General features: G+C 68.0%; 18 protein-coding genes. 5 read left to right on the forward strand and 13 right to left on the reverse strand.

Going from position 1 to position 22,236, the window contains the following annotated elements:
- Positions 1-17 precede the first annotated feature (17 nt).
- The gene (locus E6C72_RS02995) at positions 18-563 is read right to left on the reverse strand and encodes a hypothetical protein (protein WP_109085000.1); all 546 of its coding nucleotides are present in this window, start codon (positions 561-563) and stop codon (positions 18-20) included.
- A gap of 190 nt (positions 564-753) precedes the next feature.
- Positions 754-1,968 carry a 5-aminolevulinate synthase gene (hemA, locus tag E6C72_RS03000; RefSeq protein WP_109085001.1) on the reverse strand — a complete coding sequence of 405 codons (1,215 nt, stop codon included), beginning with the start codon at positions 1,966-1,968 and terminating at the stop codon, positions 754-756.
- 479 nt (positions 1,969-2,447) lie between these two features.
- Between hemA and E6C72_RS03005 the strand changes: the two genes are divergently transcribed.
- Positions 2,448-3,530: a DUF2235 domain-containing protein gene (locus E6C72_RS03005; RefSeq protein WP_109085002.1), complete on the forward strand. Its 1,083-nt coding sequence runs from the start codon at positions 2,448-2,450 to the stop codon at positions 3,528-3,530.
- Between the two features lie 67 nt (positions 3,531-3,597).
- On the opposite strand, the gene upp is transcribed toward E6C72_RS03005, so the two are convergent.
- The 6 genes from upp to E6C72_RS03035 all read right to left on the reverse strand — a co-directional run bounded on the left by upp (position 3,598) and on the right by E6C72_RS03035 (position 9,416).
- A complete protein-coding gene (gene upp, locus E6C72_RS03010) occupies positions 3,598-4,248 on the reverse strand; it encodes a uracil phosphoribosyltransferase (RefSeq protein ID WP_109085003.1) in 651 nt (216 codons plus the stop codon).
- 96 nt (positions 4,249-4,344) lie between these two features.
- On the reverse strand, positions 4,345-5,250 hold the full coding sequence (locus E6C72_RS03015; RefSeq protein WP_109085004.1) for a diguanylate cyclase: 906 nt from the start codon (positions 5,248-5,250) through the stop codon (positions 4,345-4,347).
- 110 nt (positions 5,251-5,360) lie between these two features.
- Positions 5,361-6,005 (reverse strand): phosphoribosylanthranilate isomerase, encoded by a 645-nt coding sequence (locus E6C72_RS03020; RefSeq protein WP_109085005.1) that lies wholly within the window; start codon positions 6,003-6,005, stop codon positions 5,361-5,363.
- Positions 6,002-6,727 carry an orotidine-5'-phosphate decarboxylase gene (gene pyrF, locus E6C72_RS03025; protein WP_109085006.1) on the reverse strand — a complete coding sequence of 242 codons (726 nt, stop codon included), beginning with the start codon at positions 6,725-6,727 and terminating at the stop codon, positions 6,002-6,004. Before pyrF ends, E6C72_RS03020 begins: the two co-directional genes overlap by 4 nt.
- 184 nt (positions 6,728-6,911) lie before the next feature.
- Entirely contained in the window at positions 6,912-7,487 is a 576-nt protein-coding gene (locus E6C72_RS03030) for a biliverdin-producing heme oxygenase (protein ID WP_109085007.1), read from the reverse strand.
- Positions 7,488-7,508: 21 nt separating this feature from the next.
- On the reverse strand, positions 7,509-9,416 hold the full coding sequence (locus E6C72_RS03035) for an ABC transporter ATP-binding protein/permease (RefSeq protein ID WP_247875576.1): 1,908 nt from the start codon (positions 9,414-9,416) through the stop codon (positions 7,509-7,511).
- A gap of 284 nt (positions 9,417-9,700) precedes the next feature.
- On the opposite strand from E6C72_RS03035, the gene E6C72_RS03040 reads away from it, so the two are divergent.
- Positions 9,701-12,220: a methyl-accepting chemotaxis protein gene (locus tag E6C72_RS03040; protein ID WP_109085084.1), complete on the forward strand. Its 2,520-nt coding sequence runs from the start codon at positions 9,701-9,703 to the stop codon at positions 12,218-12,220.
- A 110-nt stretch (positions 12,221-12,330) separates the two neighbouring features.
- Here E6C72_RS03040 and E6C72_RS03045 read toward each other — a convergent pair whose 3' ends face one another.
- Together E6C72_RS03045 and E6C72_RS03050 are read right to left on the reverse strand one after the other, a co-directional pair.
- Positions 12,331-13,110, reverse strand: a complete 780-nt coding sequence (locus E6C72_RS03045; RefSeq protein ID WP_109085008.1) for a 3-hydroxybutyrate dehydrogenase — start codon at positions 13,108-13,110, stop codon at positions 12,331-12,333.
- Positions 13,111-13,183: 73 nt separating this feature from the next.
- Positions 13,184-14,347: a patatin-like phospholipase family protein gene (locus tag E6C72_RS03050; RefSeq protein WP_109085009.1), complete on the reverse strand. Its 1,164-nt coding sequence runs from the start codon at positions 14,345-14,347 to the stop codon at positions 13,184-13,186.
- 338 nt (positions 14,348-14,685) lie between these two features.
- On the opposite strand from E6C72_RS03050, the gene E6C72_RS03055 reads away from it, so the two are divergent.
- Positions 14,686-14,901, forward strand: coding sequence for a hypothetical protein (locus E6C72_RS03055; protein ID WP_109085010.1), 216 nt, complete (start codon positions 14,686-14,688; stop codon positions 14,899-14,901).
- A 10-nt stretch (positions 14,902-14,911) separates the two neighbouring features.
- Here E6C72_RS03055 and E6C72_RS03060 read toward each other — a convergent pair whose 3' ends face one another.
- Complete coding sequence (locus tag E6C72_RS03060; RefSeq protein ID WP_109085011.1) at positions 14,912-16,501, reverse strand: cisplatin damage response ATP-dependent DNA ligase; 1,590 nt, start codon at positions 16,499-16,501, stop codon at positions 14,912-14,914.
- Positions 16,498-17,574, reverse strand: a complete 1,077-nt coding sequence (locus E6C72_RS03065) for a ligase-associated DNA damage response exonuclease (protein WP_109085012.1) — start codon at positions 17,572-17,574, stop codon at positions 16,498-16,500. The genes E6C72_RS03060 and E6C72_RS03065 overlap by 4 nt, the downstream gene beginning before the upstream one ends.
- Positions 17,575-17,613: 39 nt before the next feature.
- On the opposite strand from E6C72_RS03065, the gene E6C72_RS03070 reads away from it, so the two are divergent.
- Together E6C72_RS03070 and E6C72_RS03075 are read left to right on the forward strand one after the other, a co-directional pair.
- Positions 17,614-18,528 (forward strand): pseudouridine-5'-phosphate glycosidase, encoded by a 915-nt coding sequence (locus E6C72_RS03070; protein ID WP_109085013.1) that lies wholly within the window; start codon positions 17,614-17,616, stop codon positions 18,526-18,528.
- A gap of 115 nt (positions 18,529-18,643) precedes the next feature.
- Complete coding sequence (locus E6C72_RS03075; RefSeq protein WP_109085014.1) at positions 18,644-19,060, forward strand: hypothetical protein; 417 nt, start codon at positions 18,644-18,646, stop codon at positions 19,058-19,060.
- Positions 19,061-19,231: 171 nt separating this feature from the next.
- Here the strand turns inward: E6C72_RS03075 and E6C72_RS03080 are convergent, their stop codons facing one another.
- Positions 19,232-22,201 (reverse strand): GGDEF and EAL domain-containing protein, encoded by a 2,970-nt coding sequence (locus E6C72_RS03080; RefSeq protein ID WP_247875577.1) that lies wholly within the window; start codon positions 22,199-22,201, stop codon positions 19,232-19,234.
- Between the last annotated feature and the right edge of the window lie 35 nt (positions 22,202-22,236).

The raw sequence follows: 22,236 nt of genomic DNA on the forward strand, positions 1-22,236 counted from the left end.
TTGGTTTTAAAGGGATATCACAGGCGGGCGAGCAGCCCCTGGAACCAAGCCAGACGCTCCTCCGCCTGGGCGATGTCCAGTTCCAGCCAGGAGGCGAAATGCCCGTCGCCGCCGACATCGGCGCGCTTCAGATCGCCCAGCCGCGCCAGCTCGGTCTCGCAGAGCGACACGAGATTGTCGATCTGGTCGCGCTGCGACTCGACGTCCAGCAGGTGGAGGAAACGCAGCTTCAACGCGATGACCAGCTTGTTCAGCCCGTCGGCCGACGGTGCGCGCACATTGGCGCGCATCAGCGTGTCGAACTCCGCCCGGCCGGCCCCGGTCGGGCCGAGCAGGGCATTGTCTTCCATGCCGCTGCCGTCCAGCGCCTCGATCAGCCCCTCGTAGCGCAGCATCTCCAGCGAGGTGCCCATCAGGTCCAGCGACGGGCCCATGATGCGGTCGAGGAAATGGCGGACGGCGCCTGCCAGATCGGCATAGCGCAACGGACCGCCCTGGATCAGCGTGCCCAGGACGACGAGGCGCACGGCCTCCTTCGGCATCAGCGAGTTGTCACGGTACATGGCGAACCCCCTGGGCGAAGCCCCGGATGACAGGATGGACGGACAAGGTAACGGCTGGTCCGCAGCGAGCACACTGCGAACCGATCGCAACACTATCCCTCAAAGTAGGGATGTGCGCCCCGTCTGTCCAGAGGACAAAACGTCCTTACCGCCGAAGGGGGTTTCCCGGGTCCGTCTCCAGGGGCTCGCCTCAGGCGGCAAGCCGCAGGTCCAGCCGGCTCCACACGTCGAGCAACGCGTCGACCAGCATGCCCATCTGCGCGTCGGTGTGCAGCGGGGTCGGGGTGAAGCGCAACCGCTCCGTTCCGCGCGGAACGGTGGGGTAATTGATCGGCTGGACATAGATGTTGTGCCTATCCAGCAGTTCGTCGGACGCCCGCTTGCAGCGATGGGCGTCGCCGACCATCAGCGGCACGATGTGGCTGACCGACGGCATCACCGGCAGTCCGGCATCGGCGAACATGCGCTTCAGCGTGGCGGCACGCTCCTGGTGCAGCGTCCGCTCGGTCTGGCTGTGCTTCAGGTGGCGGATGGAGGCGAGCGCGCCCGCCGCCATAACCGGCGACAGCGAGGTCGAGAAGATGAAGCCGGCGGCGAAGCTGCGGACACAGTCGATCAGCGCGGAAGAACCGGTGATGTAGCCGCCCTGGACGCCGAAGGCCTTGCCAAGCGTGCCTTCGATGATGGTCAGCCGGTCCATGGCATCGTCGCGCTCGGCCACGCCGGCGCCGCGGGCGCCATACATGCCGACGGCATGGACCTCGTCGAGATAGGTCATGGCGCCATGCTTGTCGGCCACGTCGCACAGGTCATGGATGGGGGCGATGTCACCGTCCATCGAATAGACGCTTTCAAACGCCACCACCTTGGGGCGGCCGGGGGCGATGCCCGACAGCAGCTCGTCCAGATGCTTGGGGTCATTGTGGCGGAAGATGTGCTTCTCGGCACCGGAATTGCGGATGCCGGTGATCATCGAGTTGTGGTTCAGCGCATCCGACAGGATCACGCAGTTGGGCAGGATCTTGCCCAGCGTGGTCAGCGTCGCGTCGTTCGACACATAGCCCGAGGTGAAGAGCAGGGCCGCTTCCTTGTGGTGAAGGTCGGCCAGTTCGCGTTCCAGCAGCACATGGTAGATGTTGGTGCCGGAGATGTTGCGGGTGCCGCCGGCGCCGGCGCCGACCTGATCCAGCGCATCATGCATCGCCTTCAGCACGTTCGGGTGCTGGCCCATGCCGAGATAGTCGTTGGAGCACCAGACCGTGACCGGACGCTCGCGACCATGGGAATCGCGGAAGGTCGCCGTCGGGAAATTGCCCGCATGGCGCTCCAGATTGGCGAACACGCGGTAGCGGCCGTCCTGCTTCAGGGTCGCAATCTGGTTGCGGAAGAAAGTCTCGTAATCCATCGCGCGTTTCCGTTCGCGTTCATTCACACGGTCGGCTGCACCGGGTTCGGACTTAGTGGCTAAGCCATTTGTCCGGCGCGTCGAAGAGGATGGCATGATCCTTCCCGGCATGCCACCCGGCATTGATCGAAATCAAGCCGCCGCCACATGGGACCTTCGCACAAGTGGCAGGTTCCCATGTCCTGCGGATGACGCATGTCGGTGTCCCGCGAACAGGCCGTCGGCCAAGCCGTGACTTGAATTCGTCGGCATCAATATGGATCGGATGTCCCGGATAACCATGGGCGGGGTCGGGGAATACGTGTGCATCTCTGCAATGAACGGGTGAGCCGACCTCCGGCCCCATCCGCCGGGCGCGGAGTTGCATCACATCACCACGCACGTTTTTGGGTTGCGATTGGTTTCAATTAATCTGTTGAAGGGGAAAAAGATTCATCACCATCATCCCAAACGCGCAGTCTCGTGGTTGGGAGAGCAAGATGGGCAAGCGGATCGTCCTGTGTTTCGACGGCACCTGGAACACGCCGGGGAGCGGCGACGACCCCGATCAGAACAGGAAATCGACCAATGTCTGGAAGTTCTACAAGTCGGTCCTCGCCGAGGCCGGCGACGGGACGGCTCAGGTCAGCTTCTATGACTCCGGGGTCGGCACCGACGAGAAGGGCGGCATCGTCCACGACTGGCTCAACCACATCGTCGGCGGCGCCTTCGGCCTGGGGCTCGACAAGAAGATCAAGGACGGCTACCGCGCCCTCGCCAGACAATATGTGGATGGCGATGAGGTCTTCATCCTGGGCTTCTCGCGCGGCGCCTACACCGCCCGCAGCCTTGTCGGGCTGATCCGCAACGCCGGCCTGCTGCCGGCCGACAGGCTGGACCAGACCGACGCGGCCTATGCGCTGTACCGCAAGCGCGACGACGGCCCCGATGTGGAGGAGGCGACGCGGTTCCGCGAGGCCAACGGCTCCCGGCTGATCCCGATCCATTTCCTCGGCGTCTGGGACACGGTGGGCGCGCTGGGCGTGCCGCTCGGCATCTGCGAACATCTGGACCAGGAGCTTTACGGCTTTCACGACACCGAACTCAGCGGTCTGGTCCACAACGCCTTCCAGGCCCTGGCGATCGACGAGCACCGCAAGACCTTCGCCGCCTCCGTCTGGGATCCGAAGAACAAGCCGAAGCAGCGGCTGGAGCAGCGCTGGTTCATCGGTTGCCATGCGAATGTCGGCGGCGGCTACGAGGACGACCGGCTGTCGAACATCAGTCTGAAATGGATGATGGAACGGGCCGCAGACTGCGGACTGGGGCTCGACGCGGAATGGATGCCGCCGGTGGCGCCGGAGAACGCGCTGGGCACCATCGTCGACTCCTACGCCCGGTTCCTGGACGGCCTCGGCAAGCTGGCGGAGCCGCGCTATTACCGCCCGGTCTGCGTACTGCCCTACAGCGAGGAGAACCTGCACCCATCGGTGCCGCAGCGCGCCGCCGGCGATGTGGGCTATGCACCTCCCAATGTCGGTTTCCGCAAGGCGCTGGTGCGGTTCGACGCCGGATCGCAGTGACGCGCAGAAAAACGGGGCGGTGCCGTCCTGCTGCACCCGCCCCGTTCTACAATGCTTCGAACAATGCTTACTTGGTGCCGAACATGCGGTCGCCGGCATCGCCCAGGCCGGGGACGATGTAGGCATCCTCGTTCAGGTGGCTGTCCAGCGCGGCGGTGAAGACCTTCACGTCCGGGTGCGACTCGTGGAAGCGGCGCACGCCCTCAGGCGCGGCGACCAGCGCCATGAAGCGGATGTTGTGGTCGTCCACGCCATGGCGGTTCAGCACGTCGCAGGCATGGGCGGCGGAGTTGCCGGTCGCCAGCATCGGGTCGACGACGATGAACAGCCGCCCCTCGGCCGGCGGCAGCTTCACCAGATATTCGTGCGGCTGCTTGGTGTCATGATCGCGGTAGAGGCCGATATGCCCCTCGCGCGCCGACGGCACCAGTTCCAGCAGCCCGGCCGACATGCCCAGTCCGGCGCGCAGCACCGGCACCACCGCCAGCTTCTTGCCCAGGATCACCGGGGCGTCCATCGGCTGCAGCGGCGTCTCGATCCGCTCGGTGGTCAGCGGGATGTCGCGCGTCAGCTCATAGCCCATCAGCAGCGAGATCTCGCGCAGCAGGGTGCGGAACCCGCCGGTCGACCGTTCCTTGTTCCGCATATGGGTCAGCTTGTGCTGGATCAGTGGATGGTCGAGGACGAACAGGTTGGGAAATTCGGGCAGGGTGCGCATGGAATCCGGATCGCGGCTGACGGTGAAGTTGCCCCGATCCTAGCGCGCCTCGGGGGCCGGGGCCAAGGGGGCTGACCGGAGGGGCGTCGCTTCGCCCTACCGCCCCGCCTTCGCCACCGCCGGCTTGGCTTCCGGGCGGTCGATGCCGTAGCGGATCACGCGGTTGCGGCCGGAATTCTTGGCCTGATAGAGCGCGCGGTCGGCGCAGACCACCAGATCGTCGACGGTCAGGTCGGCCACCGCCTCCACCAGCCCGAAGGAGGCGGTGACCGGGATCACCCTGCCGTCGGGCAGCACCACCGGCGAGCGCATCAGGTCGACGCGCAGCCGCTCGATCACCGCATAGCCCTCGTCCAGACCGGTTTCCTTCAGGCAGACCAGGAACTCCTCGCCGCCCATGCGGAAGGCCTCGTCGAAGCTGCGGACACCCCGGCTGATGACGGCGGCGGTGGCGGCCAGCACCCGGTCGCCGATGTCGTGGCCGTAGCTGTCGTTGATGCCCTTGAACTTGTCGATGTCGCAAAGGGCGACGCAGAAGGGCTGTCCGGTGCGGCGGTAGCGGTTGTGCTCGCGCTCCAGCGCCTCGCCCATTCCGCGCCGGGTGCGCAGGCCGGTCAGCGGATCCAGGCCGGAGGCGGCGGCGGCAAAGGCGCGCTCCATCCGCCGCAGATGCAGCATGAACTCCTCGAAGCGGCCGATCACCCCCTCATACTCGCTCTCGGTCGGCAACTCGCCGCCGGATGCCTTCAGCAGGATCAGCCGGGCCTGCCGGTGCATCTGTTCATGCAGATTGGCCAGCTTCTGCACCGCCGGCTGTTGGAGCAGATCGTCGCGGCGGGCGGCCTGGCACCAAGCCTCGAAGGAGGCCGGGGCCGACGACCGCTCCCCGCCGCGGCCCTCACGGTAGAAGACGGCGCGCTGCCACTGGCCGATCCAGCGCAGATGCTCGTCGAGCACGGCGCCGAGCGCCTCGGTTGTGGACGGAGTGGTCGAATCGCTCATGGGCGCATCCTACCCGACGGCGCGGAGTCCCGCCATGCGATCAAGATAAGCCGAAGCATTCGTCTAAAACAGGGCGCTATCCCGCCGAACCGGCCATACCCAAATCGACGTTACAGCGCCGCGACCGCCGCCAGGAAGGCGCGGACCAGCGCCGGATCCTTGTGGCCGGGACGATCCTCCACGCCGGACGACACGTCGACCTCGGTGGCGCCGGTGACCCGCACCGCCTCCGCGACGTTCTCCACCGTCAGCCCGCCCGACAGCATCCAGGGCCGCGGCCAGCGGCGCCCGGCCAGGATGGTCCAGTCGAAGGCGATGCCGTTGCCGCCGGGCAGCGCCGACACCTTGGCTGGCGGCTTGGCGTCGAACAGCAGCCGGTCGGCGACCTCCGCCGCCTCCAGCGCCAGGGTCAGGTCTTCCGGCCCGCCGATCTTGACCGCCTTCATCACCGGCAGGGCATAGCGGGCCTTGATCTCGGCGATGCGGCGCGGCGTCTCGGCCCCGTGCAGCTGGATCAGGTCGAGCGGAACCTGCCCGGTGACATGTTCCAGGAACTCGTCGTCGGGATCGACGAACAGCCCGACGGAGCGCACGCCGGTCGGCAGCAGCCGCGCCAGCTCCGCCGCCATCGGCGGGGCGATGGCGCGCGGGCTGCGCGGGTAGAAGACGAAGCCGACATAGCGCGCCCCTCCGGCCACGGCGGCGCGCAGGCTTTCGGGCTCGCTCAGCCCGCAGATCTTGGCGGCGACGGTCATGCGGCCCCTCCGGAACTGGCCTCGATCTCGGCGACGATGCGGCGGGCGGCGGCGGCCGGGTCGGGCTCCGCGGTGATCGGCCGGCCGATCACGAGATGGTCCGCACCGGCGGCGAGCGCCTCCGCCGGGGTCATGAAGCGCTTCTGGTCGTTGGTGGCGGCCCAGGCCGGGCGGATACCGGGCACCATCAGGATGAAGTCGGGACCGCAGGCCGCGCGCACCAGCGCCACCTCGGCCGGCGAGCAGACGACGCCGTCCACCCCCGACGCCTTGGCCAGCTTGGCCAGCCGCACCACCTGCTCGGCGACCGGCACCGACTGCCCGACCGCGCCCAGATCGCCCTCGTCGAGGCTGGTCAGCACGGTGACCGCCAGGATCTTCGGCCGGTCGGCGCCGGCGGTCGCCGCCGTCTCCGCCGCCGCCCGCATCATCGCCGGCCCGCCGGAGCTGTGGATGGTCATGAAAGCCGGCTTCAGCGGCAGCGCCGCACGCACGCCGCCGGCCACCGTGTTGGGAATGTCGTGCAGCTTCAGGTCGAGGAACAGCGGCGGGCCGTCCTCCCCCACCACGGCGCGGACGCCGGCCGGCCCCTGGGCGATGAAGAACTCCAGCCCCAGCTTGATGCCACCGACGGCCCCGGTCACCTGCCCGGCGATGCGGCGGGCGGACTCGATCTCGGTGGTGTCGACGGAGCAATAAATGCGCGAGGCTGGCGCGGTCATGGGAAGGCGGTCTCCAGAACCCGGATGAGAATGGTCCGGCACCCTAGATCGGATCGCGTAAAATCGGAATCGATTTGAAGCGTGAATCCGATCGCCAAACATGATGCCATGGATTTGTGCGTTTCACGGAACCGCACAAATCCATGGCAAGGGATGCGCCGGCGCGCCAGCATGGGGGATGGGGTCAGGTCTCCTGCTCCGCCGGCCGGTTGTCCAGTGTCCATCGCTCCAGCGCTGCGAACAGCCCGGCGGCGGTGGCGCAGGCGGTGGCGAGCGCCGCAGGATCGGCAAGCTCCTGCTCCAGCCGCAGCATCAGCGCCTTCCAGGCTCCCGCCATGTCCAGCCCGTCCGACGCCAGGAAGCGCGCGCCGCGCCGGCCGTCATACCCCAGCGCCCGGGTGATCCCCGGCAGCATCGCCCGCCCGCCATGGGCCGAACCGTCCAGCACATAGCGCGCCGCCAGCCGGGCCGGCGCACTGTCCAGCGGCGGCAGGCCCGCCATCTCCGGCAACGCGTCGGGGTCGGCGCCGAGCACCCGCAGATCCTCGCGCAGCAGGTCCAGCCGCACCGCGCCGTCTCCGCCGGCGTCCGTCAGCCCCCGCTCCACCGGCGCGTTGAAGCCGTAGAGCACGGCCAGCGCGCGGGCATATTGCGGCCGCGTGATGTCCGGCCGGACCAGCGGCTGCAACACCGCGGCCTTGTCCAGGCGGTCGTGGCTTTCCCGCGTCGCGTCGCGCAGCGCCTGCCTTGCCGGTCCCATTGTGCGTGTTCCCGCTTCCGCTCAGGTCGAGGCCAGCACGCCCGGCAGCGGCGCCGGGCCTCCGGCAGATGCCTCCACAGATGCCCCGGCGGATGCCTGGCTGGCCTCCTGCTGCCGCGCCCACAGGGCGGCATAGGCGCCGCGGGCGGCCAGCAGGTCGGTGTGGTGGCCGCGCTCGATCACCCGGCCGGCCTCCAGCACCAGGATCTCGTCGGCGTCGATCACGGTGGACAGCCGGTGGGCGATCACCAGCGTGGTGCGGCCGCGGCTGACCTCGCGCAGGTTTGCCTGGATTTCCCGCTCGGTGTGGGTGTCGAGCGCGCTGGTCGCCTCGTCGAACAGCAGGATCGCCGGATCCTTCAGGATGGTGCGGGCGATGGCGACGCGCTGCTTCTCGCCGCCGGACAGCTTCAGCCCGCGTTCGCCCACCGTGGTCTGGTAGCCGTCGGGCAGCGCCATGATGAAGTCGTGGATGTGGGCCAGCCGCGCTGCACGCTCCACCTCCGCCGGGCTGGCCCCGGGTCGGCCATAGGCGATGTTGTAGAAGACGGTGTCGTTGAACAGCACGGTGTCCTGCGGGACGATGCCGATGGAGCCGCGCAGCGAGGACTGGGTGACGGCGCGGATGTCCTGCCCGTCGATCAGCACCCGCCCGCCATTGACGTCGTAGAAACGGAACAGAAGCCGGCTGATGGTGGACTTGCCGGCCCCGGACGGTCCGACGATGGCGACCGTCTTGCCGGCCGGCACGGTGAAGCTGACATCCTTCAGGATCGGCCGGCGCGCGTCATAGCCGAACTCCACCCCCTCGAAGCGCAGCTCCGCCCCCTCGACCGCCAGCGGCCGGGCATCGGGACCGTCGGCCACCTCGCGGTCGACCGCCAGCAGGGTCACCATCGATTCGATGTCGATCAGCGACTGCTTGATCTCACGGTAGACGACGCCGAAGAAGTTCAGCGGCTGGTAGAGCTGCAGCAGATAGGTGTTAACCAGCACGAAATCGCCCAGCGACATGCTGCCGTCGACAATCCCTTTGGCGGCCATGCCCATCACCACCGCCAGCCCCAGCGAGATGATCGCCGACTGGCCGACATTCAGCAGCGACAGGCTCTGCTGGCTGCGCACCGCCGCCTTCTCGTAGCTCTGGAGGGCGCCGTCGTAACGGCGGGCCTCATGCTCCTCGTTGCCGAAATACTTGACCGTCTCGTAGTTCAGCAGGCTGTCGATCGCCTTGGTGTTGGCCTTGCTGTCGGTGTCGTTCATCTGGCGGCGGAACTTGATGCGCCATTCCGACACGAAGAAGGTGTAGAGGATGTAGCCCATCACCGTGACGAAGGTCGCCAGCGCGAACCAGACGCTGAACAGCTTCCACAGGATGGCGCAGACCAGCGCGATCTCCACCAGCGTCGGCACGATGGAGAAGAGCGTGTAGCGCAGCAGCGATTCGATGGCGCGGGTGCCGCGTTCCAGCGAGCGGGTCAGGCCGCCGGTCTGGCGCTCCAGATGGAAGCGCAGGGACAGCGCGTGCAGGTGACGGAACACCGACAGCGCCACCTTGCGGATGGTCCGCTGCGCCACGGTGGCGAAGACGGCGTCGCGCAGCTCGGCGAAGACCAGCGAGGTCACGCGGGCAAGGCCATATGCGACAATCAGTCCCAGGGGGATGGTCACCGCGGCACCCGGCCCGACGCTGCCGCCGGCACTCACGGGCGTCAGCGCGTCCACCGCATGCTTGTAGAAGATCGGCACATAGACGTTGGCGACCTTGGCGCCGATCAGCAGCAGCATCGCCAGCACCACCCGCACCCGCGTTTCCACGGAATCGCGCGGCCAGATGTAGGGGCCGAGCGAGCGGATGGCGGCCCGCAGGTCGCCGGACGGACGGGTGACGGCACTGGAATCGGAGGTCGGCGGGAGGCTGCGGCGCATCGGAGTTTTCAGAGGCCTTTACGGTGATTTCTGCGGGTCTTTCCGCGGGTCGGGGAAACAGGTTCCCGAAGGACTGTCGCCCGAAATGCTGTACAGGCGACCTAACCTAGGGACCGCCGCGGCGTCGTCAAAGCCCCGCGTCACGGCTTTGACACGATTTTGCCGCGCCCCAGGGACGCCTTCCTTGCATTTCCCTACGTCATGGCAACGGACTGGAAACCACTTTCCTCTACCCTGCCGGGCGTATCGCGTTCGACCCGAACCGCAGACCAAGGCATTTGACCATGCAGAACGCCAGCTTCGCCGGCCGTTTCAAGGTGGGCACCCGCATCCAGGTGGGGTTCCTTCTGATCCTCGCCCTTCTCGTCCTGGTGGCAGCGCTGGGCGTCCGGTCCTTGTCGACGGTGGAGGACGGCTTCAACCGCTACGCCTCGATCTCGGACAACTCGCTCCGGCTTTCCGAAATCGACGGCTCATTCTCGGACATGCGCCGCAGCGCGCTCAACTACTCCTTCACCGGCAACAACGCCGTCATCGCGCCGATCCAGGCGCAACAGAAGAAGCTGGTCGATCTGCTGCGCACCGCCCGGGACGCCACGCTCGATCCCGGCCGGCGCGCCAACGTCGAACGGATGATCGAACGGATCGAAAGCTACAACGCCCACTTCACACAGCTGGTCAAGCTGCGCGAACAGCGCGACCGGCTGATCGCGGACGAGATGATGCCGCTGGGCGTGAAGGCGCGGGAGGGGCTGAGCGCCGTCGTCACCAACGGCATCGCCGCCGGCGACTTCGAATCCGCGGCCTATGCCGGTCAGGCGCTGGAAACGCTGATCCTCGCCCGCCTCAGCGCCCAGCGTTTCCTGACAGAACCGACGGACAAGTGGGCGGAGGAGATGCGCGGCAGGATGGATGGCTTCATGAAGACCACCACCCTGCTGGCCAGCCGGCTGACCGATCCGGTCCAGAAGCGGGCCGCCGAGGAGTCGGTGCAGACCGCCGCCCGCTATCAGGAAAGCTTCAGGCGCGTGGTCGCCGCCGTCAACGACGCCCAGTCGCTGGCGTTCGGCATCATGCCGAAGGAGGCGGAGGAGTTCGCCTCCCTGGCGGAGAAGACCATCACGCTGCAATCCGACGCCCGCACCGCGACGCTGACCGGCGCGCAGACAGATATGGAGAGCACGGCCAAGCTGCTGATCGGCATGGCGGTCGGCGCGCTTGCGCTCGGCATCCTGATCGCCCTGGTCACCGCAAGGTCGATCGTCCGCCCGGTGGTGCAGATGACCGGCGCGATGACCGATCTGGCCGCCGGCAACCTCACGGTGGACGTGCCGGCACTCGGCAACCGCGACGAGATCGGCAGCATGGCCAAGGCCGTGCTGGTGTTCAAGGAGAACGCCATCGAGAAGAAGCGCATGGACGAGGCCGAGCGCGAACGGCTGGAGGCCGAACGCCGCGCCGCCGAGGCCCAGCGCGCCCGCGAGCAGGCGATCGGCGAAGAGATCGCCACCCTGATCGACGCCGTATCGAAGGGCGATCTGGAGCGCCGCATCGATCTGGCCGGCAAGGACGGCTTCTACAAGACGATGTCGGAGGGCATCAACCGCCTGACCGATACGGTGGAGGCGGTGATCGCCGACCTGGGCGAGGTGCTGGCGGCGCTGGCCCAGGGCGACCTGAACCGCCGCGTCACCCGCGATTACCAGGGCGCCTTCGAGCGGGTGAAGACCGACGTCAACGCCACCTCGACCCGGCTGGCGGAAATCGTCGGCCAGATCACCCAGGCGGCCGAAACCATCGCCGCAGCCGCCGCCGAGGTGTCGCTCGGCTCCTCAGACCTCGCCGACCGCACCGAACAGCAGGCCTCCTCGCTGGAGGAGACCGCGGCCAGCATGGAAGAGCTGGGGGCGACCGTGCGCTCCAACGCCGAGAATGCCCAGCGCGCCAACGTGATGGCATCCCAGGCCCGCAGCTCCGCCGAATCCGGCGGCGGCGTCGCCGGATCGGCCATCGAGGCGATGCGCCGGATCGAGGAATCCAGCCGCAAGATCACCGACATCATCGGCGTGATCGATGAGATCGCCTTCCAGACCAACCTGCTGGCGCTGAACGCGGCGGTCGAGGCGGCGCGGGCCGGCGACGCCGGGCGCGGCTTCGCCGTGGTGGCGCAGGAAGTGCGGCAGCTCGCCCAGCGCTCCGCCCAGGCGTCGAAGGAGATCAAGGGCCTGATCCTGGACAGCGACGCCCAGGTCAAGGACGGCGTCGATCTGGTCAGCAAGGCCGGCGACGCGCTGCAAGGCATCGTGTCCGGCGTGCAGCAGGTGGCGACCCTGATCGCCGAGATGGCCTCGGCCTCCGCCGAGCAGGCGACGGCGCTGGACGAGATCAACTCGACCGTTGCCAACATGGACGAGATGACCCAGAAGAACGCCGCGCTGGTGGAGGAGACCACCGCCGCCGCCCAGGCGATGAGCGGTCAGGCCACCGACCTGAAGTCGCTGGTCGGCTTCTTCAAGTTCGAACAGGCCGGTGGCTTCGGCGGAACGGGCTTCGGCCATGCCGCGGCGCCGCGCGCGGCCGTCGCCGTCCACGCTGCTCCGGCGGTCGCGACCACGCGCCGCGCTCCGGCTCCCACCCGTACCGCCGCCAAGCCGGCCGCGAAGCCGGCCCCCCGCGGCAACGGCACGGCCCATCCGGTCGCCACGGCCAAGCCGGCCGCCCGTGCCGATTCGTCGGCACGCACCACCGCGGTCCCGGTCCTGAAGCACAGCGTCAGCGACGACGACGACTGGAAGGAGTTCTGAGCGGACGAGAAAGCGCGTCCGTTCGGCAGGTTTGAAACGAAAAAGGCGTCGGGCCGATAATCCGACGCCTTTTTCCATTCCGGCTGCCGCCGGACGGACTGCCGGACGAGCTACTGCATGAACCAGCCGTGGCTGACGACCAGCGACTGGCCGGTCAGCGCGTTGGACCCGAAGGAGGCGAAGAACAGGGCGGCCTGGGCAACGTCCCCGACCGTGGTGAACTCGCCGTCGACGGTCTCCTTCAGCATCACTTTCTTCACCACGTCCTCTTCGGAGATGCCGAGTTCCTTGGCCTGTTCGGGGATCTGCTTCTCGACCAGCGGGGTGCGGACGAAGCCGGGACAGATCACGTTGGCGCGCACACCGTGCGCCGCCCCTTCCTTGGCGACCACCTTGGCGAGGCCGATCAGCCCGTGCTTGGCGGTGACATAGGGCGCCTTCAGCGCCGACGCCTCCTTGGAGTGGACCGATCCCATATAGATGATGCTGCCGCCGCCCTGCTCGTACATCGTCCGCAACGCAGCGCGGGTGGTCAGAAAGGCGCCGTCCAGATGGATGGACAGAAGCTGCTTCCACTTGGCGAACTCGAACTGCTCGACCGGCGCCACGGTCTGGATGCCGGCATTGCTGACCAGGATGTCGATGCGGCCGAAGGCGGCGACGGCGCGGGCCATTCCGGCATCGACCTGGGCCTCGTCGGTCACGTCCATGGCGACGCCGAGCGCCCGTTCCCCGCTGGCGTCGAGGCTGGCCGCCGCCGCGTCGGCACCGGCCTGGTTCAGGTCGGCGATGACGATCTTCGCGCCCTCGCGGGCGAAGGTCCGGGCGATCTCCAGCCCGATTCCGCTGGCCGCCCCGGTGACGACGGCGACTTTGTCCTGCAAGCGCATGGGTCCGCTCCTTCTCGATCAGGATGTCGGTTACGGGTGTGTCTTGTCGGTGATGGCCGGCTCAAGCCGGCGGTCAGGCCGGCTTTCCGTCGTCGCGCAGCACGTCGTGCGTGACCGGGCCGTCCAACCGTGACGGCATCGCCAGCCATTCCGGGTGGGCAAGCGTGGCGAGGGTGTCGGCAAGGCCGCTCTCCCAATGCTCCCGCATGCCGGCGTTGGAGAACTCGTAATCCTTGCTGTCGCGCTCGTAGCTTTTGCGGCGGTAGATCAGGTGGATGATGTTGACCGCCGCCCCGCAGGCGGCCCGCCGCAGCGCCCTGGCCTCCGGCGTGTCCCGCAGATCCTCCGGCAGCCGGTCGAGCAGCGTGACGAGCTGGTTGCGCAGCGTCTGCTCGTAGGTGACCTTGTCGGTGTTGAATCGGGTGCGGCTGGAATAGGTGATGTCCTTCTGCCGCTCCAGCACCTCCGACAGGCGGCGCGGCACCTGACCGGTGGCGCTCCACAGATCGACCTGGAAGACCAGCGTGTCGCGGCGCGGCTGATCCTCCAGCACATGGTCGAGCGGCGTGTTGGAGACCAGCCCGCCGTCCCAATAGAAGTCGCCGTCGATCTCGACGGGTGCGAAGCCGGGCGGCAGGGCGCCGCTGGCCATCACATGCTCCGGCCCGATCCGATGGGTCTCCGTATCGAAATAGATGGAATTGCCGGTCCGCACATCGACCGCCCCCAGCGACAGCCGGATATCGCCCCGGTTGATCCGGTCGAAATCGATCAGATCCTCCAGCGTCTTCTTCAGCGGTGCGGTGTCGTAGAAGCTGGTCGGCCCGGCGAAGGGGCCGGCCGCCGCCCATTCCACCGCCGGCCGCGGCCGGAAGAAACCGGGCTGGCCGGACAGCGCCGTCCGCCACGCGCTCCATTGGTTGAGGACGGCAATCGACGGGCCGTCGGGATCCAGCCGCCGCCACAGCGCCTCCGCCCCTTCCCAGGGCGAGGGCGGGGCGACACGGCTCCAGAACTCCGACAGTGCGGCGCAGCGCAGGCCCGGCGGGTTGCCGGCGATCAACGCAGCGTTGATGGCGCCGATCGACACGCCGGCCACCCAGGTCGGGTGGATGTCGTGCTCGAACAGCCCCTCGACCACGCCCGCCTGATAGGCACCCAGCGCCCCGCCGCCCTGAAGGACGAGGGCGACCCGATCATAGGAGGTAACAAGATCGGCAAAGGACTTTTCGCGCATCTCAGACTTTCCCAATCAGTCGATCGATCGCAGAGGTTTTTTTTCAATCGCCAAGCCAGATATGGGAGCGCAATCGACCGCGACCATGGAGAAAAACCCCTGCAATACAGAGGATCCTTCATGCCAGCCATGCTATTTTCTTTTAACGAGGACGCAGTCTTGCGGATAACTGCATCAAGGTATTACACCGCCATGAATTACTTTTCATAGTCGGCATCGGCGAAATGCCACTGCGGCAAGACATTGCGCAGGAGACGGAATTCACGGCTGTTGCGCCAAATGCCCGCATTAACGTTTCGGTTGGGATTGCGTGTTGCAATCACCCCGGTTTCGTTTCCGTGTTCGGTTTTCTGGAGGACGCCATGTCCCGCCGCTTCACCCCGCGCCGCCAATTCGCGTATGCCGCCCTGCTGCTGCTGAGCGCTTGCCTGAGCGGCTGCGGTGCCGTTGCCGGCGTGGCCAGCGGTGCCGCCAGCATCGCCGGCACGGCGGTGGACGTGGCCGGCACCGTGGCGGAGACCTCCGTCGACGTGGTGACCGCCCCGCTGCGTTAAGTCTTCGCTCCTACCCCGCCACCATCGCCGCCAGCGTTTCCAGCCGGTCGGCCTCGTGCGCGGGCTTGTCCCAGCGGATGCGGTGGATGCGGGGAAAGCGCATGGCGAGCCCGCTCTTGTGCCGATTGGACGGATGGACGCTGTCGAAGGCGACCTCCAGCACCAGCCCGGCCTCCACCTCGCGCACCGGGCCGTAGCGGCGGGTGGTGTGGTTGCGCACCCAGCGGTCCAACTCGATCAGTTCGGCGTCGGTGAAACCGGAATAGGCCTTGCCGACCGGCACCAGCTCCTCGCCGCGCCAGACGCCGAAGGTGTAGTCGGAATAATAGCTCGACCGCTTCCCGTGGCCGCGCTGGGCGTACATCATCACGGTGTCGAGCGTCAGCGCCCCGCGCTTCCACTTGAACCATGGCCCCTTCGGCCGTCCGGCCAGATAGGCGCTGTCGCGCCGCTTCAGCATCAGCCCCTCGATGCCGTTCTCCCGCGCGCCCTCCCGCAGCGCCACCAGTTCGTCCCACTGGTCGAAAGGCACCAGCGGCGACAGGTCCATCCGGCGCGGCTGGACCGCCTCGTACCAGCGCTCCAGCCGGGCGCGGCGCTCGATGAAGGACAGGCCACGCAAGTCCTCGTTGCCGTCGAACAGGATGTCGTAGAGCCGCACCCAGGCCGGCCCGTCGCGCAGCATCTGCGCCGTCACCGTCTTGCGGTTGAGGCGCTGCTGCAAATCGTTGAAGGGCGCCACCACCCCGTCGCGCGCCACCAGCAGTTCGCCGTCCAGCACCGCGTCGAAATTCATGTGATCGACGATGTCCGGGAAGGCCCCCGACACGTCGTCGCCGGTGCGGCTGTAGAGCCGCCGCTCGCCACCGCGCGCCACCAGCTGCACGCGGATGCCGTCCCATTTCCATTCGGCGGCATAGGCGGCGGGGTCGAGCGCCGCTCGGTCCTCCTCCTCCAGCGGGTGGGACAGCATCATCGGGCGGAAACCGGCGCCGGACCCGGTGGCCGGCCGCTCGGACCGGCCCTCCAGCCAGGCGAACAGCTCCGGATAGGGCGCGCTCAGCCCGTGCCAGACCTCCTCGACATCGTCGACGCTCACCTCCGGCAGCACCGCCTTGCCCCACTCCGCCAGCGCCGTCTTGGCGAGCCGGGCCGATACGCCGATGCGCAGCGCCCCGGTGATGAGCTTCAGCAGGGCGAATCGTCCCGACGAATCGAGCGTGTCGAGCCAGCCCTCCACCAGCCCGATCACCTGCCCGCGCCTGGCGGCCTGCAAGCCCTCCACCACCTCGTCCAGGCTGGGCGGCAAACTGTTCGCCCGCTCCGGCCGCTCCGGCCAGATCAGCGCCACCGTCTCCGCCAGATCGCCGACATAATCGTAGGACAGCGCCAGCAGCTCCGGATCGACCCTGGTCGCCGCCAGCTCGCGGATGGCGGCGGGCTTGGCCTCGCGGAAGCTCAAGGCGCCGGTCAGTGCCGCCAGCGCCCAGCCGCGCTCCGGATCGGGCGAGGTGGCGAAATGCTCGACCAGCAGCCGGATCTTGCCGTTGCGCGACGGCATGAAGACCAGCGCGTCGATCAGCGCGGCGAAGCGGTTCACGGCGCCTCTCCTTCCCCGGCCTTCTCCGGCATCCCCTCCGAATCCTCGTCCTCGAAGCCGATCAGCGCCAGGGCGCGGGCGCGGATGCCGCGGCCGGTGGCATAATGGACCAGCGCCTCCTCCCGGCCATGGGTCACCCAGACCTCCGGCGCACCGACATCCTCCAGCGTCTGGCACAGCTCGTCCCAGTCGGCATGGTCGGAGATGACCAGCGGCAGCTCCACCCCGCGCTGGCGGGCGCGCTGGCGCACCCGCATCCAGCCCGACGCCATCGCCACCACCGGATCGGCCAGCCGCCGCGCCCAGCGGTCGGCCACCGCCGCCGGCGGAGCCAGCACCAGCGCCCCCTTCAGATCCTCCTTCGCCGCCACCGTCGCCGGCCGCAGCTCCCCCAGCTCCACCCCAAGACTGCCGTAGAGCCGGCACAAGGGCTCCAGCGCGCCATGCAGCCAGATCGGCCGGTCATAGCCCGCCGCCCGCAGCAGCGTGATCAGCCGCTGGCATTTGCCGAGCGCATAAACACCCACGACATGGCTGCGCTCCGGGAACAGCGCCATCGAATGCAGCAGCTTCTGCACCTCCCCCAGGTCGGGCGGGTGGCGGAACACCGGCAGGCCGAAGGTCGCCTCGGTCACGAAGACGTCGCAGGGCACCGGCTCGAACGGCGCACAGGTGCGGTCGAGCCGCCGCTTGTAGTCGCCCGACACCACCACGCGCGACCCGGCATGCTCCAGCACCACCTGGGCGCTGCCCAGCACATGGCCGGCCGGCACCAGCCGCACCGCCACGTCGCCGATGCGCAGGCCCTCGCCATACTCCAGCGCCTGCAGGCTTCCCCCCACCCCCTCGCCCATCCGCTGCCGCATGATGGCGAGCGTGCCGGGCGTCGCCAGCACAGCGCGGTTGCCCGGCCTGGCATGGTCGGAATGGCCGTGGGTGACGACCGCGCGATCCACCGGGCGCACCGGGTCGATGTAGAAGCCTCCCGGCTCGACATACAGCCCCTCGGGCAGGACCCTGATCCATGTGTCGGGATGGGGACGATCTTGATTGGATTGGTGTGCAGCGGACATGCGTCCTAATATAGGGCGTTCCCAGCGGAGACCCAGCGCATGCACCCGATCCTGCTGCCGACCCCCGAGATCGCCGACGCGCTCGCCGCAAGACGCCCGGTGGTGGCGCTGGAATCGACGGTGATCTCGCATGGCATGCCCTATCCGCAGAATCTACAGACCGCCCGTGCGCTGGAGGCGGAGGTGCGGGCGGCCGGTGCCATCCCCGCCACCATCGCGGTGATGGACGGCCGCATCCGCATCGGGCTGGACGACGAGGCGCTGGAACGGCTGGCGACCGCCGGCGCATCCGCGCGCAAGCTGAGCCGCCGCGACCTGCCGGTCGCCATCGCCACCGGAGCCCTGGGCGCCACCACCGTGGCGGCGACGATGATCGGGGCGCGGCTGGCCGGCATCTCCGTCTTCGCCACCGGCGGCATCGGCGGAGTCCATCGCGGAGCGGAGAGCAGCTTCGACATCTCCGCCGACCTCGACGAACTCGCCCGCACCTCGGTCTGCGTGGTCTGTGCCGGCGCCAAGTCGATTCTCGACCTGCCCAAGACGCTGGAGGTGCTGGAGACGCGCGGCGTCCCGGTTCTGGGATTCGGCACCGATGAATTTCCCGCCTTCTACAGCCGCCGCAGCGGGCTGCCCGTCGATCATCGCTGTGACAACGTGACCGAGGTGGCGGATATCCTGCGGGCGAAATGGCAACTTGGCCTGGAAGGCGGCGTTCTGCTCGCCAACCCCATCCCGCCGGCCGACGAACTGGACGCCGACATGATGGAAGCGGCGGTCACCCGGGCGCTCGCCGAAGCGGACGCCAATGGAATCAAGGGGAAGGACATCACCCCGCACCTGCTGGCGGCGCTGGAGCGCATCACCGGCGGGCGCAGCCTGACCGCCAACATCGCACTGATCCGCAACAACGCCCGGGTCGCGGCAGGGGTCGCCGCCGCCCTCGCCGCCCCCTAGAACCGAATGGATAGACCTACTCCTGCGGGGGTAAGGCTTTAGCCCCGGTACCGGCTTAAGACCCCGTTAACCGCCTGCGCGCAAATCTGTCGTCATCGAACGAGCGGAGGCTTCAATGCGCGCACCCAGCAGCACCTCGACCCTGGTTTCCCGGATGATCGCGATGGCCGGCCAAGGCGACGAGGCGCCGGGTATGGCGGAGATGAAGGAGCCCGCACACGTCAAGCGCATCGTCTGGGCCTCCCAGGCGGCCAAGCTGCGCGTGTCGCTGTCGTCCCGCTCTATCCACGAGATCGAAGCCGCGGTCACCGCCGACCTGGACAGCATGGAACTGCCGGAAGTGTTCTTCACCTCGGTCGAGGTCGGCGGCCATGTGGTGACCTGCGATCTGGACGCCTCCGGTACCGCCTCGATCTTCGGCCTGATCGAAGCCCACGAATATGACGACCTGGTGGAAGAGGCCGGCGACGATGCGCTGTTCGGCGTCGACTGGGACGGCGTCTACATCACCCCGGCCCGCACGCGGCACTGAGCCCGGCACCCGCCTCAGACAAGCCCCGCCTCCGAAAACGCCCCGCAGCCCGCCTGCGGGGCGTTTTGCGTTATTCGTATCCTCAAGGAGTTTTATCGACCGTCATCCCCGCGGAAGCGGGGATGACACGACGTTCTTTCATAGCAATGGCTTGGCGCTTCCCACCCGAACTCACGACACCGGCGAGGTCGGCCGGTTCGCTCCGGCGGAGGACATGCCGACCACCACGTCGCCACGAGTCACCGGCAGGCCGGCCCGACGCTCCTCCCAGGCCGCCAGGAAGGCGTCGATGCGGTCGGCCGGCAGCGGGCGGCTGATGAAATAGCCCTGGATCAGGTCGCAGCCCATCAGCGAGAGCACCTCCCACTGGGCGGTCTCCTCCACCCCTTCCGCCACGACGCTGCGGCTCAGGTCATGGGCGATGCGCGAGATCGACGACACCATGCTGCGCGCGTCGGGCCGGCGGTGGACGTCGTTGATGAAGGCCTTGTCCAGCTTCAGCGTGTTGATCGGCAGCGTCCGCAGATAGGTCAGCGACGAATAGCCCGTTCCGAAATCGTCCAGCGCGATGTGGACGCCGGCCTGCCGCAGCGCGTTCAGCTTGCCGACGGCGGCATCGAGCGAGCCGATCATCTGCGACTCGGTGATCTCCAGCTCCAGCCGGTGCGGCGGCAGGCCGGTGCGGGACAGGATTTCCAGAACCCGCGGCACGAAATCATGCTGGGCCAGCTGGACCGCCGACATGTTGACGCTCATCGTCACCTCGCCCGCCCCGCGGCAGGCCAGCCCGACCGCCTCGATGCAGGCGGTCTCCAGCACCCAGAGGCCGAGCGGGACGATCAGGCCCGAATCCTCGCAGACCGGGATGAAGCGGTCGGGCGACACCGGCCCCAGTTCCGAATCGGTCCAGCGGATCAGCGCCTCGAAGCCGCGGACCCTGCCATCGGATGTTCCGACCTGCGGCTGGTAATGCAGGGTGAAGGCCTGACGGTCGAAGGCCAGCCGGGCGCGGCTGAGCAGCCGCATACGCTCCACCACATTGCGGTTCATGTCGGCGGTGAAGGTGCAGATGCGCCCGCGCCCGCTGTCCTTGGCCCGGTACATGGCGGTGTCGGCATTCTGCAGCAGATCGTCGAAACAGCGGCCGTCCCAGGGATAGCGGGCGATGCCGACGCTGCACGAGACGAAGAAATGCTGCCCTTCGACCGGGAAGGGGATGGCCAGCGCCTGCTCCAGCCGCCGCGCGGCGTCCGCCGGGTCGCCGGCCTCTCCACCGTCGACCACCACCACGAATTCGTCGCCGCCCAGACGCGCGATGAACAGCCCGTCGCCGACGGCCTTCTGGATACGCTGGCCCAGCAGCTTCAGCAGTTCGTCGCCCGCCTTGTGGCCGAATCCGTCGTTGATGAACTTGAAATTGTCCATGTCGAGGAACAGCAGCGCCAGCGTCCCGGCATTGCCCGACGCCTTCTTGCCGGCGATCAGCCCGTCGACATGCTGTTCCAGAGCCAGCCGGTTTGGCAGGCCGGTCAGCGAATCGAAATGGGCCAGATGGTCGAGCCACGCCTGCTGCTGCTTCTGCGTGGTGATGTCGGTGTAGGAGCCGGCCATGATCGTCGGCTTTCCCTGGTCGTCGAACAGCGCCTTGCCGGTGGCGTACAGCCACAGATAGCTGCCATCGCGGTGGCGGACCCGGTATTCCACCCGGTATTCCGGCAGTTCGCCGGACAGGTGGCGCTGAAGCGCCTCTTCCGCCTGCGGGCGGTCTTCGGGATGGATGCGGTCGAACCAGGCCGCCCGCGTGCCGATGCTGAGGACATCCAAGCCCAGCAACTCCTCGACACGGCCCGACAGGACGCGGCAGTCGTTGGCGATGTCCCAGGTCCAGATGATGTCGCGCGAGGCCTCCGCCACCAGCCTCATCCGGCGTTCCCGCACGCGCAGGGCCTCCTTGCTGGCGGTCAGCTCCTCGATCTTGGCTTCCAGCTCCCGGCGCGACTCGCTGAGCGCCTCGTTGCTCAGTTGCAGCGCCGCCTCGGCCACCCGCCGTTCGCGCAGCGCGAAGGACAGCACCAGAACCATGCCGAACAGCAGCAGCAGCACACCGCCGACCGTCACCACCAGCCAGCGGTAGGTCTCTATGAAGGAAAAGGGCTTGTTGATCAGCCGGTCGAGCGGGACCAGCCGCGTGGTGTCGAGCCCGTAGCGCTCCATCTGCCGGTAGTCGGCGGCACGGATGACCGACTGGCGCCGCTCCGCCGACAGGCCGGGGAACGGCATGCCGTTCACCAGGGCCGCCGCCAGCCGGCCGACCGCGCGGCCATGCTCCTGCGCGCTCAGCAGGCTGCCGCCGACGATGCCATGCCCCAGCAGATATTCCTGAAAAGCGTAGATCGGCACGCTGCTCTTCTCGCTCATCAGTTCCAGGAACTGTTCGGGCGGCAGGACCAGGCCTTCGGGATCGGTGGCGTAGGTTCCCAGCAGCACCGCGCTGTCCGGCGGCAAGGCGGCCAGCCGCTCCTCCAGCCGGGCGAAGGGCAGTTCGGGCAGGGTCAGCCGCTCCACCCCGGCGGGGAAGCGGCCGGCCATCGCCAGCGCATTGATCTCGGCATCCAGCCCGACGCCCGTCTCGGTGTGGTCGCGCAGGATGTACAGGCGTTTCAGCCGCGGATTGGCGGCCACCGCCATGCGCGCGGTGCCTTCGACGTCCTTCGCTTCATCCACCCCGACGATGTTGATCTCGCCCTCGGTCAGCCGCCGCGCCGCGATCGGCAGCACGCCGCCATGCACCAGCGGAACCGGACCATAGATCTCCCGCCGCAATTCCAGGGCGAATGACAGCGCGGCGTCGTCGGTTGAGACGATGGCGTCGACCGTGCCCTTTGGATGCCGGTAGGCGATCAGCGCCCGCAGGCGCTCTATTCCGCTGGGGTCGGGAAAACGCTTCCAATCCAGGTAGTAGGGGATCACCAGCGCATTGGGCGCCCCCGATGCCAGCATGCCGGAGATGCCGGCAGCCTGCTCGTCGGTCCACTCATAGCCCTGATGGTAGGAGTGCAGGACCAGCACCGTCCTGTTCGGCGGAGTCGCCCGCCCGCCCGCCGGCACCGACAATGCCGCCAGCAGAAGCAGTCCCAACATCAGAACGCGGCTGCGCGTCCATATGGCGGACCAAG

The sequence above is a fragment of the Azospirillum sp. TSH100 genome, assembly GCF_004923295.1.
Classification (GTDB): Bacteria; Pseudomonadota; Alphaproteobacteria; order Azospirillales; family Azospirillaceae; genus Azospirillum.